Origin of the sequence: Proteus sp. G2674, from assembly GCF_009915195.1 — a bacterium.
GTDB lineage: Bacteria > Pseudomonadota > Gammaproteobacteria > Enterobacterales > Enterobacteriaceae > Proteus > Proteus mirabilis.
Map to the genome: position 1 here is coordinate 1 of NZ_JAABLS010000010.1, position 17,641 is coordinate 17,641.

The window sequence follows — 17,641 nt, forward strand, 5'->3', positions numbered from 1 at the left end:
TGCTCGTTCTTCATCAGACAATCTGTGTGAGCACTGCACATAACACGTATCTCTTAGGTAAGGAGGTGATCCAACCGCAGGTTCCCCTACGGTTACCTTGTTACGACTTCACCCCAGTCATGAATCACAAAGTGGTAAGCGCCCTCCCGAAGGTTAAGCTACCTACTTCTTTTGCAACCCACTCCCATGGTGTGACGGGCGGTGTGTACAAGGCCCGGGAACGTATTCACCGTAGCATTCTGATCTACGATTACTAGCGATTCCGACTTCATGGAGTCGAGTTGCAGACTCCAATCCGGACTACGACAGACTTTATGAGTTCCGCTTGCTCTCGCGAGGTCGCTTCTCTTTGTATCTGCCATTGTAGCACGTGTGTAGCCCTACTCGTAAGGGCCATGATGACTTGACGTCATCCCCACCTTCCTCCGGTTTATCACCGGCAGTCTCCTTTGAGTTCCCACCATCACGTGCTGGCAACAAAGGATAAGGGTTGCGCTCGTTGCGGGACTTAACCCAACATTTCACAACACGAGCTGACGACAGCCATGCAGCACCTGTCTCAGCGTTCCCGAAGGCACTCCTCTATCTCTAAAGGATTCGCTGGATGTCAAGAGTAGGTAAGGTTCTTCGCGTTGCATCGAATTAAACCACATGCTCCACCGCTTGTGCGGGCCCCCGTCAATTCATTTGAGTTTTAACCTTGCGGCCGTACTCCCCAGGCGGTCGATTTAACGCGTTAGCTCCAGAAGCCACGGTTCAAGACCACAACCTCTAAATCGACATCGTTTACAGCGTGGACTACCAGGGTATCTAATCCTGTTTGCTCCCCACGCTTTCGCACCTGAGCGTCAGTCTTTGTCCAGGGGGCCGCCTTCGCCACCGGTATTCCTCCACATCTCTACGCATTTCACCGCTACACATGGAATTCTACCCCCCTCTACAAGACTCTAGCCAACCAGTTTCAGATGCAATTCCCAAGTTAAGCTCGGGGCTTTCACATCTGACTTAATTGACCGCCTGCGTGCGCTTTACGCCCAGTAATTCCGATTAACGCTTGCACCCTCCGTATTACCGCGGCTGCTGGCACGGAGTTAGCCGGTGCTTCTTCTGCGGGTAACGTCAATTGACAAGGGTATTAACCTTATCACCTTCCTCCCCGCTGAAAGTACTTTACAACCCTAAGGCCTTCTTCATACACGCGGCATGGCTGCATCAGGCTTGCGCCCATTGTGCAATATTCCCCACTGCTGCCTCCCGTAGGAGTCTGGGCCGTGTCTCAGTCCCAGTGTGGCTGATCATCCTCTCAGACCAGCTAGAGATCGTCGCCTAGGTGAGCCTTTACCCCACCTACTAGCTAATCCCATATGGGTTCATCCGATAGTGCAAGGTCCGAAGAGCCCCTGCTTTGGTCCGTAGACATTATGCGGTATTAGCCACCGTTTCCAGTAGTTATCCCCCTCTATCGGGCAGATCCCCATACATTACTCACCCGTCCGCCGCTCGTCAGCAAGAAAGCAAGCTTTCTCCTGTTACCGCTCGACTTGCATGTGTTAGGCCTGCCGCCAGCGTTCAATCTGAGCCATGATCAAACTCTTCAATTAAAAGTGTTTGATGCTCAAAGAAATCGAAAACTTAGCTTATTCATTATATGAATTAACTTGTTAGTCACTCTTCAAGACTTGATACATCTAATTTTTTAGAAGATATCGTCTCTGCGAGTGCCCACACAGATTGTCTGATAATTTGTTAAAGAGCAATGCAACTATCGCTGCCGTTTCCGGTCTTCTGCGTTGTTGCGAGGAGGCGTATATTACGCTATTCCTCTGAAGAGTCAAGAGTTTTTTCAAACTTTTTTCTTTTCTCTTCCCTTTCCGTCGTTGCTGTTGTCAGCTCATCGTCGGTCAGTGGGTGCGCATTATAGGGGCTTCTCAGATTAGCGCAAGTGTTTTTTGAAAAAAATTCACCGTTCGATTAAAACCCCAACAATACGTACAAAAAACAGGTCACAACGAACAGATATCACTCAATTTTGGAAAATTTTGTCGCAAATTCGCTAACTTTATTCCAATCAGTATATTCGATTTCTTTTGTTGGATCGGTTTCACCCTTAGTCATCTTCATAATAAGCTGGATCATCACTCTATCAATCCATTTATAACGTGGGTAAAGAAGCGCGCCTGCAAAAACACCTGTTAATCTAGGCTTCCATGGAGTCTTATCTAAAAACTTACGCATATAAGCATTGGTTTCTGGCGTACTCTTTTCAGCTTTTCTTGCCGTAAGGTTCACCCCAAAAAAGGCGGATGGCATACTATTTAATTGAGAAAGGTGTTGGGTAATAAATTTATCCAGTACTTTATTAAAATAGCCATATCTAATTGATGCCCCAACTAACACTTTATTATAAGCAGATAAATTAAGGCTATGGTGAACAGCAGTTAAATCTCTTACATCACATTCATAGCCCTGTTGTCTTAGTTCATTAGCTATGTGCGTCATTATTTTTTTAGTTTGACCATCTGTACTGCAGTACAGCAACAGCGCGCTCATACATCACTCCTTGTTTTTGGTTAATCACGCCAAAATGTTGGTGTAAATAAAACCAATAATGTGAAAACTTCTAATCGGCCAAATAACATGGTGACAACAAGTATCCACTTAGCGGCTGGATTCATTGTTGTAAAGTTATCAGCAACAATACCTAATCCTGGACCCAAATTATTAAGTGTTGTAGCAATAGCAGAAAAAGCAGAAAACTCATCAACGCCTGTCGCTATTAATAGCATTAAGCTAATAATAAACACTAAAGCATATGCTGAGAAAAAACCCCAAACCGCTTCTATAATACGCTCTGGTAATGCTCGATGTCCTAGTTTAATCGTATAAACCGCATTAGGGTGTACAAGACGTTTTAATTCACGAGAGCCTTGTAAAAATAGCAGTAAGATGCGGATTACTTTTAATCCCCCCCCCGTTGAACCAGCACAGCCCCCGATAAAGGCAGAGCACAACAGTAACAGAGGTAAAAAAGTTGGCCACTGGGCAAAACTATCTGTTGCAAACCCTGCGGTTGTTGCCATTGAAACAACTTGGAAAAAAGCTTGATTAATTGTTGTCCATCCAGAGTCATATACCGAATAGAGCCATAGAATAAGGCTACAAATAATCACTAATCCGAGCTGTATAAAGATAAACATGCGAAATTCAGGATCTCGCCAATAAATATTGAGGCTTCGCCCTGTTAAAACCGAAAAGTGTAAAGCAAAGTTACACCCTGAAATTAATAGAAAAACACCAATAATGACGTTAATTGTTGGACTATTAAAATAGCCAATGCTTGCATCATGGGTAGAAAATCCACCGATTGCAATGGTAGAAAAACTATGCGAGATAGCATCAAACACGTCCATACCCGCAATCCACAACGCAAGGGCACAAATAATAGTGAGTAAGACATAAATCAGCCACAATGCTTTCGCAGTTTCTGCGATCCTTGGGCGCATTTTATTGTCTTTCAAAGGCCCGGGCATTTCTGCCCGATAAAGCTGCATTCCCCCAACGCCTAACAGTGGAAGAATTGCCACCGCTAATACGATGATCCCCATTCCCCCTAACCATTGCAGCATTTGGCGATAAAATAAAATCGCTTTAGGTAAGCTATCCAACCCAACAAGTGTCGTAGCCCCTGTGGTTGTTAATCCGGAAAAAGATTCAAAAAAGGCATCGGTAATCGATAGATGAGGTTGTTCCGAAAAAATAAAAGGCAATGCCCCTACGCTGCCTAACACAGTCCAAAATAAAACCACAATAAGAAAACCTTCTTTGGGTTTTAGATCACTTTTATTGTTTCGATTGGGGATCCACAACATTAGCCCAATAATAAGAGCGACAATAAATGTCTGACTAAATGCTCGTCCTGCACCATCCCGATAGATCAACGCAACGATACCGGGGATGATCATCGTGACAGAGAATAAAATAACAAGTAGCCCAACAATTCGGGTTATTGAACGAAAATGCATTTAGCGATTTCCTTGGTAGCAACGATTATTCATTCGGTTCTAAACATATTAATTGCATACTGCCACGACTGATATCGCGTAGTTTACTTTCAACTTTTTCACTCTCTACTGCTGGCAATGATAGTTCAAAAGTGACTTTATCAGTATATTCACTAGAGAGGATCTTCCCTTGATATTCTGCAACAACTTGCTCAAGTAATGACACCAAGGAATATTCACACTCCACAAGAAATCGGCGCTGAGGTACTTTGGTTTTCGTTGGCAAAAGTTTTAATGCCTGCTGTACCCCATTGCCATAAGCACGAACTAATCCGCCAGTGCCTAATTTGATCCCGCCGAAATAACGTACCACAACCGCAGTCACCTCTCCCATACCACTCCCTAACAGGGGTGCTAGAATAGGTTTTCCCGCCGTACCTGTTGGTTCACCATCATCAGAAAATCCTAACTGTTGTGAATCATCAGGTCTTCCAGCAACAAATGCCCAACAATGATGCCGAGCATCGGGAAACTGCGCTTTAATTGATTGGATATACGCTTTGGCAGCCTCAATCCCTTCAGTATGAGCAATAAATGTAATAAAACGGCTCTTCTTTATTTCTTCACTGAATTCTACCGTTTCAGCGGGGATCAAATAAGCTTTCATCAGGCTAAATGTAAGTCTCTTGTCATATTTTCAATTTTGTTATCGTGGATAATAATATTATCTTCAATACGAATGCCACCAAAAGGCTTGAAGTGTTCAATCAAATGCCAATCAAAATGACTACGATATTTCCCTTCACGCCAAGGTGCTAATAACGAATCAATAAAATAGAATCCTGGCTCAATGGTAAGTACCATTCCCGGCTCTACAATACGTGTACAACGTAAGAAAGGATACATGGCTGGTGCAGCTAAATGAGTCCCTTTATCATCTTGCATAAATCCACCCGCATCATGAACTTGTAAACCTAGCGCATGGCCTAATCCATGTGGTAAGAAGGGAGTTGTTAATCCTTCACTCACCATCTCTTCTTCGCTAATTCCCTTAACAATACCGTATTTATGTAATAATCCGGCAATACGTTGATGCATTTGAATATGATATTCGCTGTAGCGTACTCCCGCTTTCATTGTCGCTATCAATGCCTGTTGCGCATCATTCATATCTTTGACTAAAGCAGTAAATTCATGATTTTCTTTCGCTGAATAAGTACGCGTAATATCCGCAGCATACCCATTATACTCTGCTCCCGCATCAATGAGGAAACTACGATATTCATCTGGCGATTGATGATCTAATTTGGTGTAATGCAAAACAGCAGCATGTTCATTTAATGCAACAATATTGCCATAAGGTACATCTGTGTCCCGATGTCCTGTTGCCATTAAATAAGCCATATTAATATCAAATTCACTTAACTCAGCTTGGAATGCCTCACGAGCGGCGATATGTCCATTGACTGCCATTTTCTGCGCTTCGCGCATACATGCCAGTTCATAACCCGTTTTATAAGCACGATAATAATGATAATAGTTAAGAAGAGATTGGTTATTAACATTATCAAGACTGACACCTAATGAATCAGCCCGTTGTGTATTTGGCCCAATATAAGCAGTATTTTTATTAATAAAAGGTGCTAGCTCTTTTTGAATATCATCGACATTTTTTAAATGGATCAGCTCAATTTCATGGGTCCAGTAGCTACTTGGTAAAGCTTCAACACTATGCCAATAATCAACAGGTGAATAGAACCAGAGTTTTGGTTTATTGACACCATCAACCAATAACCAACAATGTGGCACATCAGTTACTGGCACCCCCGCTTTAAAGTGTGCATTCACTTTAAAAGGGTAATCACTATCATCAAGGAAAACACCAATAGGTTCACCAGAGTGAATCAAGACATTATCAAGGTGGTGTCTAGATAAAGCATCACGAGTACGATTTTGTAGTGTTTTGATATGTTCTTGATACAGAGAAAGCAATTTTTCCATTACTAATCACCTATCTTTATTTATTGTTAATTATTCAGCTTAACACGCCAACTCTTTTACAGGGTAACACCATAGCAAAAATAGCTTACCATGACTTATTACTATGTTTTTACGATCCTTAATTATGCTAATTTATTCATTTAAACCAATCATATAAAAATCAATACATTAGATAATTTCATTGTGATCAGACCTACATTTCCTTAATCAAATATTTGCAATTAATTAACATTGTATTCACACTCTAATTATCTGGTCATACCAGTTTATACTTTAGGGAGAATACAAATGCTCTATCAAAGCGAAAATATTCAAGCCGATTGGGTGAAGCAAGGTATTGTTGAGCTCGTTTTCAATGCTAGCGGTTCTATTAATAAATTAGATACAAAAACGGTGGCAATGTTAAGCGAAGCGTTAACAGTATTAGAAAACACATCTGATCTAAAAGGGGTTATTTTACGTTCAGAAAAACCCGCCTTTATTGTTGGTGCCGATATTACCGAATTTTTATCACTTTTTGATGCACCCGTTGAAGAACTGACACAATGGCTACATTTTGCTAATCATATTTTCAATCGATTAGAAGATCTCCCCGTTCCTACTGTTTCTGCCATTAATGGCTACGCCCTAGGCGGTGGCTGTGAATGTGTATTAGCAACGGATTTTCGTATTGCATCACCGGATTTACGCATTGGTTTACCCGAAACAAAACTTGGTATTATGCCGGGTTTTGGTGGCTCTGTTCGGCTACCTCGCCTTATTGGCGTTGATAATGCCTTAGAAATTATTACCGCAGGTAAAGATATTAATGCCGAAACAGCACTTAAGAATGGCTTAATTCAAGCTATTGTCCCTGTTGATAAGCTAAAAGAAAGTGCCATTTCACTGATAGAGCAAGCCATTGATGGCAAATTTGACTGGCAAGCTGCTCGTCAACCTAAAACTGTGGCATTAAGATTAACGGAACTTGAACATAAAATGTCATTTACTGTGGCAAAAGGCATGGTGATGAAAGTCGCAGGCCCTCATTATCCAGCCCCAATGACCGCCGTTAATACGATAGAAAAAGCCGCATTTCTAGATAGAAAAGCAGCACTTGAATTGGAAACAGAAAACTTTGTCAAACTGACCCGCACCGATGTTGCCAAAGCATTAGTGGGTATTTTTCTTAATGACCAATATGTGAAAGGTATTACTAAAAAACGTCATGCTAGCTTGCCAAAACAAGCGGCAGTATTAGGCGCGGGGATCATGGGTGGCGGAATTGCCTATCAATCTGCACTAAAAGGCATTCCTGTTACCATGAAAGATATTAATGCCAACTCCCTTGAATTGGGTATGACAGAAGCACTCAGTCTGTTACAAAAACGTCAAGAAAAAGGACGTATGAGTGCCGTTGATATGGCAAAAACCCTCGCCTCTATTCATCCTACCCTAAACTATGCCAGTGTAGCTGATGCACAAATTGTGGTCGAAGCTGTGGTTGAAAACCCTAAAGTAAAAGCCTCTGTACTTGCTGAAACCGAAGCGCTCCTTGCTGATCATGCTGTACTTGCTTCGAATACCTCAACAATCCCCATTTCGCTACTTGCCAAATCCCTAACACGCCCTGAAAATTTCTGTGGAATGCACTTCTTTAATCCCGTTCACCGCATGCCTTTAGTTGAGATCATTAAAGGTGAAAAAACCAGCGAAGAGACGATTAATCGCATTGTCAGTTATGCTAGCAAAATGGGTAAAACGCCAATCATTGTTAATGACTGTCCGGGGTTCTTTGTCAATCGTGTGCTCTTCCCTTATTTCGCCGGATTTTCTCTTTTATTAAGAGATGGTGCTGATTTTATTGCTGTAGATAAAGTGATGGAAAAAGCCTTTGGCTGGCCAATGGGTCCGGCTTATTTACTGGATGTTGTCGGTATCGATACAGCGAATCATGCTCAAGCAGTGATGGCTCAAGGTTTCCCAGACAGAATGGGCAGTATTGATAAAGACGTTATTGCGCTTTTATATCAACAACAACGCTATGGTCAGAAAAATAATCATGGTTTCTATGACTACACTATTGATAAGCGTGGTAAAAAACAAAAGCAGGTAGATAACGATATTCACAGCCTTATTGAACATCATGTCGGCAAAAAACAGGAATTTAACCAAGACACTATTATTGCTCGTATGATGATCCCAATGATCAATGAAGTTATTCGCTGCTTAGATGAAGGCATTATCGCCTCACCTGCAGAAGCCGATATTGCATTAGTGTATGGTTTAGGCTTCCCTCCTTTCCGTGGTGGTGTCTTCCGTTACCTCGATACCATTGGATTAGCACAATTTGTTGCAAATGCAGGGCAATACTCAGAATTAGGGCCACTTTACCAAATTCCTGAGAGCTTAAAACAAAAAGCATTACGTAACGAAACCTACTATCCAAAGCCTGCAAAAGTAGATGTTAACATCAGAGAACTCGCTTAAGGAGAGAAGAAATGGAAAAGGTTGTCATAATTGATGGTGTTCGCACCCCAATGGGACGTTCAAAAGGCGGGGCATTTCGCCATGTAAGAGCTGAAAATCTCTCTGCGCAATTAATGCAAGCTTTGCTTAAGCGTAACCCTGATATTGATCCCAATGATATTGGCGATGTGATTTGGGGCTGTGTGCAACAAACTTTAGAGCAAGGCTTTAATATTGCACGTAATGCCGCACTATTAGCAGAATTACCGCATAAAGTTCCGGCGGTAACCGTCAATCGTTTATGTGGCTCTTCGATGCAAGCCTTGCATGATGGTGCTCGCCAAATTATGTTAGGAGAGAGCCAAGTTGCCTTAATTGGTGGCGTTGAACATATGGGTCATGTACCGATGACCTATAATGCTGACTTTAACCCAGCATTAAATCTTTCTGTGGCAAAGGCCTCATTCTCAATGGGGTTAACTGCAGAAATGTTAGCAAAATCATTTCAAATATCTCGTGAAGAACAAGACAAATTCGCCTATCGCTCACACCATTTAGCCGCCCTCGCGACCCAAAAAGGCTATTTTGACAACGAACTTGTTGCCATTAATGGTCATGATGCAGCAGGAGATTTTATACGCGTCAGCACGGATGAAGTTATCCGTTATAACCCAAGCCTTGATGAATTAGCACAACTTAGACCCGTATTTGATCCCGTCACAGGCTCCGTCACTGCGGGGAATTCATCGGCCGTCTCTGATGGGGCATCCGCGATGTTTATCACGAGCGAAAGTTATGCTAAGCAACATCATTTAAAACCCCGTGCAATTATTCGTTCGATGGCGGTAACAGGTTGTGATCCGGCAATCATGGGGTATGGTCCCGTTCCTGCCACTGAAATAGCACTAAAGAAAGCAGGGTTAACCCTCAGTGATATTGATATCTTTGAACTTAACGAAGCCTTTGCAGCGCAATCCTTAGCTTGCATGAAAAAAATGAATTTACTCGATAGCATTGATGACAAAATCAATCTTAATGGTGGTGCTATTGCACTTGGGCATCCATTAGGTTGTTCTGGTGCCAGAATAACCACCACGCTATTAAATATTATGGAGCGTAAAGATGCACAATTAGGATTAGCGACAATGTGTATTGGATTAGGCCAAGGGATAGCAACCATTATTGAGCGAGTTTAATCAAGATGATTTTTCATTTTGAGTAATATCACTTGGTTGACATGTTTGATTGCTTGGTTTTTTAACCATTTTCCCGCCGTCAGGGGCGGGTTTTTTTATGGTTTTTTTATCGTTATTGTTTATTAAATAAACTCAAAAGCATCACTAAATAAGCGTTCTCTATCAGCATTACGCTCATTACAAAAACGATCTCGCGCTATTTTAGCCATTTCAAAACGTCCTGCGATATAAATATCATAGGATGATAAATCGCCAAAATCTTCACTAATTGCCGTTAATACAGTCCCTTTTCTACCACGCCAAGCATCATCAGGTTGTTCAACAACAGGTACGACTGATAATGAGGGATACTTTTCCGTTAAATCTTGCAACTCATTAAGATCATAAAGATGTACCTGCTCTCGTCCTCCCCAATAAAGCGTTATCGCACGTTGAGGATTTTCTTGTAATGCCGCTAGCAAGATAGAGTGAGTATAAGAAAATCCTGTTCCTCCTGCGATAAGCAACAAAGGACGTTGGCTCTGTTGTCTAAACCACGCATTACCATGGGGAATATCAATCTTTAATTGTTGAGTTTCTAAAATAAGATCGAGCACAGCCATTGCGTAAAGATTCAGATCTGACGCGCCAATATGAAGCTCAATAAAGTCTTTATTTTCGGGAATAGAGGCAATAGAGAATGGGCGCTTATCTCGCTCATCCATAACCGCTAAAAGGTATTGTCCAGCCTGAAAATCAAATGGGCCATCAGGTAATAATCTTACCCGATACACCGTATCTGTTATCGGCTCAACGAGTGAGACTTTACAGTTCAGTATCGCCATGTTGTTCCTCTATTATTATTTAACAATATCGAGCTGTTCCCAAATAGTATCGACCCGCTGTTTTATTTCATCCGTCATTACGATAGGTCGCCCCCACTCTCTCTCTGTTTCACCGGGCCATTTATTGGTCGCATCTAACCCCATTTTGGAGCCTAAACCTGAAACAGGTGAAGCAAAATCAAGATAATCAATTGGCGTATTTTCCATCATAATGGTATCTCTTGCGGGATCCATCCTAGTTGTGATAGCCCAAATCACATCTTTCCAATCTCTTGCATTCACATCATCATCGCAAACAATCACAAATTTAGTATACATAAATTGTCGCAAATAAGACCAAACTCCCATCATTACGCGTTTAGCGTGACCTGCATACTGCTTTTTCATGGTCACAACCGCTAAACGATAAGAGCAACCTTCAGGAGGTAAATAAAAATCGACAATCTCAGGAAATTGTTTTTGTAATATCGGTACTAATACTTCATTAAGCGCAACGCCTAATACTGCCGGCTCATCCGGTGGACGCCCTGTATAAGTAGAGTGATAGATAGCATCTTTACGACGTGTTAGATGTGTTATGGTAAATACTGGAAAAGAGTCAATCTCATTATAATAACCAGTATGATCACCATATGGCCCTTCTGGTGCAAGCTCACCGGGTTCGATATACCCTTCGAGAATAATTTCGGCACTTGCCGGGACTTCCAAGTCATTGGAAAGGCATTTAACGACTTCTGTTTTATTACCTCGCAATAATCCAGCAAAGGCATATTCAGATAATGTATCTGGTACTGGCGTTACGGCACCTAAAATTGTCGCAGGATCAGCCCCTAATGCAACAGAAACGGGAAAGCGTTCTCCTGGGTGTTTTTGACACCATTCTTGGAAATCTAACGCGCCACCGCGATGAGATAGCCAACGCATAATCACTTTATTTTTACCAAGCACTTGTTGGCGATAAATACCTAAATTCTGGCGCTCTTTAAAAGGCCCTCGCGTTACTGTAAGTCCCCATGTAATCAAAGGTGCTGCATCTTCAGGCCAACAATGCATCACAGGGATCTTAGTTAAATCAACATCATCGCCAGTTAACACAACCTCCTGACAAGGGGCTTTGCTCAGGCGCTTAGTTGGCATATTTAAAACTTGCTTAAATTTAGGTAACTTATCAAAAAGATCACGAAATCCTTTCGGAGGATCTGGCTCTTTTAAAAATGCTAATAGCTTACCCACTTCATGTAAGGCTTTAACATCATCTTGCCCCATCCCCATAGCAACACGCTCAGGTGTACCAAATAAATTACATAGCACTGGCATATCAAACCCTTTAGGATTTTCAAATAACAGTGCAGGCCCACCAGCACGTAATGTTCTGTCCGCTATTTCGGTCATTTCAAGGTAGGGATCTATTTCAAAGGTGATGCGTTTTAATTCACCTTTTTCTTCGAGTAATGAAAGGAAATCTCTTAAATCGCGGTATTTCATCATAATCTTACGAGCCAGTGAGTGAGAGAAAAGAGGGCAAAGCCCTCTTTGAAACACTATAAGCTAAACGCATAACTCACTAAAAAGCAATGCCTTTTATATGAGATTGCAAATTATTATTATAAACAGCGAAATGGAACCCATTTTGCCAACATTTTTGTATCAAACTGTTCTGGAAAAGTTTTTCCATGTTGGAAAATTTTAAAGCCTTCATTTTTAGCGCTGTAATAACGTAACTCTTCACCCTGAATATATAAGTAACTACCTTCACGAATGGCAACCACTATCTCCTCTGGGTTCATCGCACAAAACTCCGCAATACGCTCATCTCGAGTTTCGCCCATATGTCCACTAATGGTGGCATCAATATAGTGCGGGTTAATTTGTACAGGGAATAATCCCAGTGAAGGCATAACAACAGAACAGCGCACAGGCATATCATTTGTAGTACGGATAGTCGGAGTAGCAACATTACAACCCGCACTCCAACCAATATAAGGGATATTACGTTCACGAACTGCACGCTGGATAGGAACCACTAGTCCTTTCTCATGCAGCATTTGGTTTAATAACCACGTATTCCCCCCACTAACTAAAATACACTCAGCATTGTTAATGGCTTCCACTTCTGAATCAAAATGTTCAATACAAGTCACTTCAATACCTAATACTTCTGATAATTCACGAGCACGTTGGTCGTGATCAGAACGAATAACCGCATATGCAATAAGCACGGCAGAACGAATACCACGCTTTTTAATCATGCTGTCGATATTATCTTTGGCGTAACTTAACCATTGTGGGTCCCCGGCAATCTTCCCATTACTCAATAAAAAAACTTCCATTTGAAAACCTCTTTATAATTATGGATCAGGATCTAAGATAATTATCTTGGGAGTTTTTTCTTGTTTTTGCCATCATTTTTTTGTCAACTTGTTACCTCTATCTGAGATAAGATTGAAACTTCTCAAAACCACTGCATTTATTGCGTCTGAACACGGTTTCAGTGATCATTTTCTAGTATAAAATTGCATTTCACTTGTTACATTTACCGACAGATTACTGTTACCTTTATCATAAATTTGCTATTATCCTCCTAATTAGAATCAACTAACCCTTTGTCTCTATTATGAAAAACTGGCACCTTCTGTATTGTAAACGCGGACAAATCGCTCGGGCGATCGAACACTTAGAACGTCAGCAGGTGATCTGCTTTACGCCGATGGTGACAATAGAAAAGTTAATAAGAAATAAAAGAACTTTGGTCACCGAGCCTTTGTTCCCGAATTATCTATTTATTCAATTTGATCCAGAGGTCATTCATACCACTACGATAAATTCTACCCGTGGTGTTAATGCCTTTGTGCGCTTTGGACGCTATCCTGTCACAGTGCCACAAGAGGTTATAGATACCTTACAATCGCCGACGCCGTCTTCGGTTATCTACAGTGAAGAAAATGTGCCGCATAGTGGTGATTATGTATTAATTACGGAAGGTGTTTTTCAGGGGATCAAAGCGATATACCAAGAGCCAGACGGCGAAACTCGCTCTATTTTGCTATTAAAAATATTAAATAATGAAGTGAAAAAATCCGTTGATAATAAAGAGTTTAAAAAAGAGCCTTTCTAAAAAGTTAACCCAGCCTTAGCTGGGTTAATAAATTATGTTTTTAGAAAACTCACTTCCTAAAATTATTTCTGCTGTTCTGTTGCTTGCGCCTCAGCCTCTTCAGCTTCTTCAGCTTCTTCTTCTGGTGTTTTTCTTCTGCCATTATTGACATAAAAACGGGACACCAAGACACCAATCTCAAACAATAAATACATCGGTATTGCTAATAATGTTTGAGAAAAAACATCAGGTGGCGTTAATACCATGCCAATAACAAAAGCACCCACTAAGATATAAGGACGTTTTTTCTTTAATGCATCAGGTGTTGTGACACCACTCCAACACAGCAAGATGATCGCAATAGGAACTTCAAATGCGGCCCCAAACGCCATAAACAGCGTCATTACGAAACTTAAATACTTACTGATATCTGGAATAAAGTTAACCCCTTCTGGGGTAGTATTCACAAAGAAACCAAATGCAAGTGGAAACACAACAAAATACGCAAACGCCATACCGAGATAAAATAATACGGTACTTGAAACCAGTAACGGTAACATTAAGCGGCGTTCATGTTTATACAGTGCTGGTGCGATAAAAGCCCATACCTGATAAAGGATCACAGGAACAGAAGCAAAAACGGATACCATAATAGTCAATTTAATCGGTGTCAAAAAAGTTGAGGCAACATCAGTCGCACTCATATTTGACCCCTGTGGCAACTTATCAAGTAAAGGTGCCGAGATTAATTGATAGATATCGTTAGAAAAATAAACCAAAGCCAGAAAAACCACTAGAACTGAAATTAAGCTGTACATTAGACGCTTACGCAGTTCTATTAAATGGCTGATCAGCGGTTGGGTATCATTTACTGCCATGTTTTAGTGCTCACCATTTGCCTGATCAGTTGTTTTCTTCTCTACTGTTACTGTTTTGGTAACAGGAACATCTGGCTTAATAACATGTTCTGTATTTTCGGTTACCGTTTTGGAACTGTGTTGAACATCGTCATTCGCTTCAGCCAGTGCCGCTAAATCAGAAGGCGTAGGTTCCGTAGAGTCGGTTTTTACAGACTGCTCTGTCTCTGTAGATCCTGGCGTTGTAGGTGCTTGATAAGTTTCTTTTAAAGACTGTGCAGCCTCTTTTAACTCATCCATCGACGCTTTTAGCTCAGGGGATAATGTTTGCAAATTCGCTTTCTCTTCCACTTTCTTCAGGCTCTCTTGAAGCTCTTGAAGTTTTAGTTCTTGAGTTAGCTCATTTTGCACATTCGCCGCCAAAGAGCGTAATGCCCTTACCCAGCCAGCAATTGTTTTTACTGCTACGGGCAATCGTTCTGGCCCCAGAAAAACAAGACCTATCACCATGACCAATAGCAGCTGACTAAAACCAATGTCAAACACGGTTTACACCTGCTCTTTATTTTTGCTCTCAGTGGTTGACTTCTCTTCTGTCGAAGTCTTCTGCGCTAAATTTTTAGTATCAAAATCTGCGTCGTTCGTGGTTTTTTCTGCGTTGTTGGTCTCTTTTTGGTTGTCGTCACCCATCGCTTTTTTAAAGCCTTTGACTGAAGCACCCAAATCTGAGCCTAAAGTGCGCAGTTTATTAGTACCAAATAATAAGACTACGATGACAGCGATGATGAGTAATTGCCAAATGCTAATACCGCCCATTTTATGTTCCTCAACTATTTTAGGAGTTATACTTTACAACAGTGCCCATTATATACATCGAATTCAATTTTCGGGAATCTCGAATTCATATTATAAATTGTTCAAAGACAAACTTTGATGTGTTTTTATTGTGCATTACCTGATTTAAACCAGCCCCAAATCCATGCGAGAAGGCCTAAACTGATAAAAACACTAAATAATGTTTTAAAACCAGAAACAAAAAACAGGCTACCGCATAAAAATAGCGTTGTTCCCATACCCAATAAAAAATAGGACTGTCTTTGTTTGACTCTCTGTGAACTTATTTGTTCCGTCAATTTTTCTAGCGTTAACTTCATATTTTTGTGTTGTTTCAGGCTATCATAAACCAATTCAGGCAATTCAGGCATCTTTTCAATCCAGTAAGGCGCCTTACTTTTGATACCATTTACCAACGCAGTAATACCAATTTGACTATGTAGCCAATCTTCTAAGAAAGGTTTTGCCGTTTTCCAAAGATCCAGCTGTGGATAAAGCTGACGACCTAAGCCTTCAACATACAACAAAGTTTTTTGCAGTAAAACCAATTGCGGTTGTACTTCCATATTAAAACGACGAGCCGTATTAAAAAGATTCAGTAGCACATGCCCAAAAGAAATTTCTGACAAGGGTTTTTCAAAGATGGGCTCACACACTGTGCGAATAGCAAATTCAAAATCTTCTACATTGGTATCAGCAGGTACCCAACCAGAATCAACGTGTAACTCAGCCACACGACGATAGTCACGATTAAAGAATGCTAAGAAGTTTTCCGCTAAATAACGTTTATCTTCTTTATTCAGTGAGCCGACAATACCACAGTCAATGCCAATATAGTATGGATTTTCCGGATGATCATAACTGATAAATACATTACCCGGATGCATATCTGCATGGAAGAAACTGTCTCTAAATACTTGAGTAAAAAAGACTTTAACCCCACGCTCTGCCAATAGCTTCATATTGGTATTTTGGGCATTTAACGCATCAATATCTGAAACAGGAATACCATAAATACGCTCCATCACCATTACATTTTCATGGCAATAATCCGAATACACTTCCGGAATATAAAGCATAGAGCTATTTTCAAAGTTACGACGCAATTGAATGGCATTTGCCGCTTCACGTAATAGGTTTAGCTCATCAAGTAATGTTTTTTCATATTCGCGGATCACTTCTTTAGGCCGTAACCGACGCCCATCGGGTAAAAATGGCAATAAATTCGCTAACCGATACATCAAACGAATATCCGCTTTAATAACAGGCTGAATATCAGGACGGATCACCTTTAATACCACTTCTTTACCATTTTCTTTCAATGTAGCGGTATGGACTTGTGCAATAGACGCAGAAGCAAGAGGTGTTTCGTCAAAATCATCAAACCATTTATCGATAGGGCCACCAAATGATTTTTCAATATATTGTCGCGCTTTTTTACCATCAAAAGGAGCTACTTTATCTTGCAGTAACGCCAACTGATCAGCGATATGAGGAGGAAAAAGATCACGTCGAGTCGATAACATTTGACCCAGTTTTATCCAAACAGGCCCTAATGTTTGTAATGCAAGTCGTAAGCGCTCACCTAATGGTTTATCGGCATGCTGATTTTTGATCCAAAATAGTGCTCGGCACCCCAATCTTGCAGGCAAGGTAATTCGATGTTTAGGAATTAGCTCATCAAGCCCATAAGATAAGAAGACTTTAATAATATGATAAAGGCGCTTTAACTCACTGAGGAGCATTATTTTTTCTCCAAGGTGCTTAACCGTTTTTCTAACTCGGCTGTTTGCTGTGCCAGTTGTTCTATTTCATCATAAAAATGGACAGTCTCTAATGTTGAGGGGGCGGTTTTCCACTCTTCAATCAAAGCGTCTCTTAAATAAGCTTTTTGTCGGCCAAATAGTGTAGTGAATAATTTGAGCCCTTTACTTGCTGCAAGCGATAATCCTTCTGCAGCCAAATCACCAATATAAGGCGCTAAATATTGCGCAGGCTCCCAGGGTGCCATATCCAGCAAGGCAGACCAGTTTTGTACCACCTGCATATCGCCTTCAATGGTAATATCACCACGATTAATTAATTCAGACAACTTTTGTCGGTCAGTGAGTTTAATTAAGGTTAATAATTTAGTTTTTATCGTGCAATCAGTCTCATCATTCCATTGAGTTAACACATCAACTTGCTGTTCGCTGAAAATTAAATAGATAGATTGAGGAAACTCATTAATAGAAAGCGCCAAGACTTTGCCCGCAAGGCGATTGCGGGCAGGTTTAAGCACATTTTCCTGATATAAAACATGATTAAGTGCCGTTTCCATCGATGCAGTTATCAGTGGATAGAGCACTTGAGAAGCAATATCATGAGAAAAAGTGGCTTTTTCCAT

The 17,641-nt window shown here is 41.0% G+C and carries 15 protein-coding genes and 1 rRNA gene; 3 read left to right on the forward strand and 13 right to left on the reverse strand.

Annotated elements, in window-relative coordinates; translation table 11 throughout:
* Window positions 1-58: 58 nt before the first annotated feature.
* From GWI58_RS02450 to pepQ, 5 genes are all read right to left on the reverse strand, one after another.
* Window positions 59-1,601: ribosomal RNA gene (locus GWI58_RS02450) — 16S ribosomal RNA — on the reverse strand.
* Between the two features lie 418 nt (window positions 1,602-2,019).
* Window positions 2,020-2,550, reverse strand: coding sequence for a menaquinone-dependent protoporphyrinogen IX dehydrogenase (gene hemG / locus GWI58_RS02455; RefSeq protein WP_004246101.1), 531 nt, complete (start codon window positions 2,548-2,550; stop codon window positions 2,020-2,022).
* Window positions 2,551-2,570: 20 nt separating this feature from the next.
* Window positions 2,571-4,022: a Trk system potassium transporter TrkH gene (gene trkH, locus GWI58_RS02460; protein ID WP_004252906.1), complete on the reverse strand. Its 1,452-nt coding sequence runs from the start codon at window positions 4,020-4,022 to the stop codon at window positions 2,571-2,573.
* Between the two features lie 25 nt (window positions 4,023-4,047).
* Window positions 4,048-4,668: an IMPACT family protein gene (locus GWI58_RS02465; protein WP_017827623.1), complete on the reverse strand. Its 621-nt coding sequence runs from the start codon at window positions 4,666-4,668 to the stop codon at window positions 4,048-4,050.
* A complete protein-coding gene (gene pepQ / locus GWI58_RS02470; RefSeq protein ID WP_161680102.1) occupies window positions 4,668-6,002 on the reverse strand; it encodes a Xaa-Pro dipeptidase in 1,335 nt (444 codons plus the stop codon). Before pepQ ends, GWI58_RS02465 begins: the two co-directional genes overlap by 1 nt.
* Window positions 6,003-6,290: 288 nt before the next feature.
* On the opposite strand from pepQ, the gene fadB reads away from it, so the two are divergent.
* Both fadB and fadA read left to right on the forward strand, forming a co-directional pair.
* Complete coding sequence (gene fadB / locus GWI58_RS02475) at window positions 6,291-8,471, forward strand: fatty acid oxidation complex subunit alpha FadB (RefSeq protein WP_161768869.1); 2,181 nt, start codon at window positions 6,291-6,293, stop codon at window positions 8,469-8,471.
* An 11-nt stretch (window positions 8,472-8,482) separates the two neighbouring features.
* Window positions 8,483-9,646, forward strand: coding sequence for an acetyl-CoA C-acyltransferase FadA (gene fadA / locus GWI58_RS02480; RefSeq protein ID WP_161768870.1), 1,164 nt, complete (start codon window positions 8,483-8,485; stop codon window positions 9,644-9,646).
* A gap of 122 nt (window positions 9,647-9,768) precedes the next feature.
* Here the strand turns inward: fadA and fre are convergent, their stop codons facing one another.
* From fre to pepE, 3 genes are all read right to left on the reverse strand, one after another.
* The gene (gene fre / locus GWI58_RS02485; RefSeq protein ID WP_004246107.1) at window positions 9,769-10,470 is read right to left on the reverse strand and encodes an NAD(P)H-flavin reductase; all 702 of its coding nucleotides are present in this window, start codon (window positions 10,468-10,470) and stop codon (window positions 9,769-9,771) included.
* A gap of 15 nt (window positions 10,471-10,485) precedes the next feature.
* Complete coding sequence (gene ubiD / locus GWI58_RS02490; protein WP_012368791.1) at window positions 10,486-11,955, reverse strand: 4-hydroxy-3-polyprenylbenzoate decarboxylase; 1,470 nt, start codon at window positions 11,953-11,955, stop codon at window positions 10,486-10,488.
* Between the two features lie 119 nt (window positions 11,956-12,074).
* Window positions 12,075-12,800, reverse strand: a complete 726-nt coding sequence (pepE, locus tag GWI58_RS02495; protein ID WP_036970467.1) for a dipeptidase PepE — start codon at window positions 12,798-12,800, stop codon at window positions 12,075-12,077.
* Window positions 12,801-13,084: 284 nt separating this feature from the next.
* Between pepE and rfaH the strand changes: the two genes are divergently transcribed.
* Window positions 13,085-13,585, forward strand: coding sequence for a transcription/translation regulatory transformer protein RfaH (rfaH, locus tag GWI58_RS02500; protein ID WP_004246114.1), 501 nt, complete (start codon window positions 13,085-13,087; stop codon window positions 13,583-13,585).
* Window positions 13,586-13,647: 62 nt separating this feature from the next.
* Here the strand turns inward: rfaH and tatC are convergent, their stop codons facing one another.
* From tatC to GWI58_RS02525, 5 genes are all read right to left on the reverse strand, one after another.
* Window positions 13,648-14,442, reverse strand: coding sequence for a Sec-independent protein translocase subunit TatC (tatC, locus tag GWI58_RS02505; RefSeq protein WP_094960162.1), 795 nt, complete (start codon window positions 14,440-14,442; stop codon window positions 13,648-13,650).
* Between the two features lie 3 nt (window positions 14,443-14,445).
* Window positions 14,446-14,967, reverse strand: coding sequence for a Sec-independent protein translocase protein TatB (gene tatB / locus GWI58_RS02510; protein ID WP_060961168.1), 522 nt, complete (start codon window positions 14,965-14,967; stop codon window positions 14,446-14,448).
* A gap of 3 nt (window positions 14,968-14,970) precedes the next feature.
* Complete coding sequence (tatA, locus tag GWI58_RS02515; protein WP_094960161.1) at window positions 14,971-15,237, reverse strand: Sec-independent protein translocase subunit TatA; 267 nt, start codon at window positions 15,235-15,237, stop codon at window positions 14,971-14,973.
* A 125-nt stretch (window positions 15,238-15,362) separates the two neighbouring features.
* Complete coding sequence (ubiB, locus tag GWI58_RS02520) at window positions 15,363-17,000, reverse strand: ubiquinone biosynthesis regulatory protein kinase UbiB (RefSeq protein WP_004246119.1); 1,638 nt, start codon at window positions 16,998-17,000, stop codon at window positions 15,363-15,365.
* Window positions 17,000-17,641: a ubiquinone biosynthesis accessory factor UbiJ gene (locus GWI58_RS02525; protein WP_004246120.1), complete on the reverse strand. Its 642-nt coding sequence runs from the start codon at window positions 17,639-17,641 to the stop codon at window positions 17,000-17,002. The genes ubiB and GWI58_RS02525 overlap by 1 nt, the downstream gene beginning before the upstream one ends.

Coding starts and splice junctions, on each gene's coding strand:
- pepQ (WP_161680102.1), bottom strand. CDS start 6,002: ATGGAAAAATTGCTTTCTCTGTATCAAGAACATATCAAAACACTACAA.
- trkH (WP_004252906.1), bottom strand. CDS start 4,022: ATGCATTTTCGTTCAATAACCCGAATTGTTGGGCTACTTGTTATTTTA.
- fadA (WP_161768870.1), top strand. CDS start 8,483: ATGGAAAAGGTTGTCATAATTGATGGTGTTCGCACCCCAATGGGACGT.
- pepE (WP_036970467.1), bottom strand. CDS start 12,800: ATGGAAGTTTTTTTATTGAGTAATGGGAAGATTGCCGGGGACCCACAA.
- fre (WP_004246107.1), bottom strand. CDS start 10,470: ATGGCGATACTGAACTGTAAAGTCTCACTCGTTGAGCCGATAACAGAT.
- GWI58_RS02465 (WP_017827623.1), bottom strand. CDS start 4,668: ATGAAAGCTTATTTGATCCCCGCTGAAACGGTAGAATTCAGTGAAGAA.
- ubiD (WP_012368791.1), bottom strand. CDS start 11,955: ATGAAATACCGCGATTTAAGAGATTTCCTTTCATTACTCGAAGAAAAA.
- ubiB (WP_004246119.1), bottom strand. CDS start 17,000: ATGCTCCTCAGTGAGTTAAAGCGCCTTTATCATATTATTAAAGTCTTC.
- GWI58_RS02525 (WP_004246120.1), bottom strand. CDS start 17,641: ATGGAAAAAGCCACTTTTTCTCATGATATTGCTTCTCAAGTGCTCTAT.
- fadB (WP_161768869.1), top strand. CDS start 6,291: ATGCTCTATCAAAGCGAAAATATTCAAGCCGATTGGGTGAAGCAAGGT.
- rfaH (WP_004246114.1), top strand. CDS start 13,085: ATGAAAAACTGGCACCTTCTGTATTGTAAACGCGGACAAATCGCTCGG.
- tatA (WP_094960161.1), bottom strand. CDS start 15,237: ATGGGCGGTATTAGCATTTGGCAATTACTCATCATCGCTGTCATCGTA.
- tatC (WP_094960162.1), bottom strand. CDS start 14,442: ATGGCAGTAAATGATACCCAACCGCTGATCAGCCATTTAATAGAACTG.
- hemG (WP_004246101.1), bottom strand. CDS start 2,550: ATGAGCGCGCTGTTGCTGTACTGCAGTACAGATGGTCAAACTAAAAAA.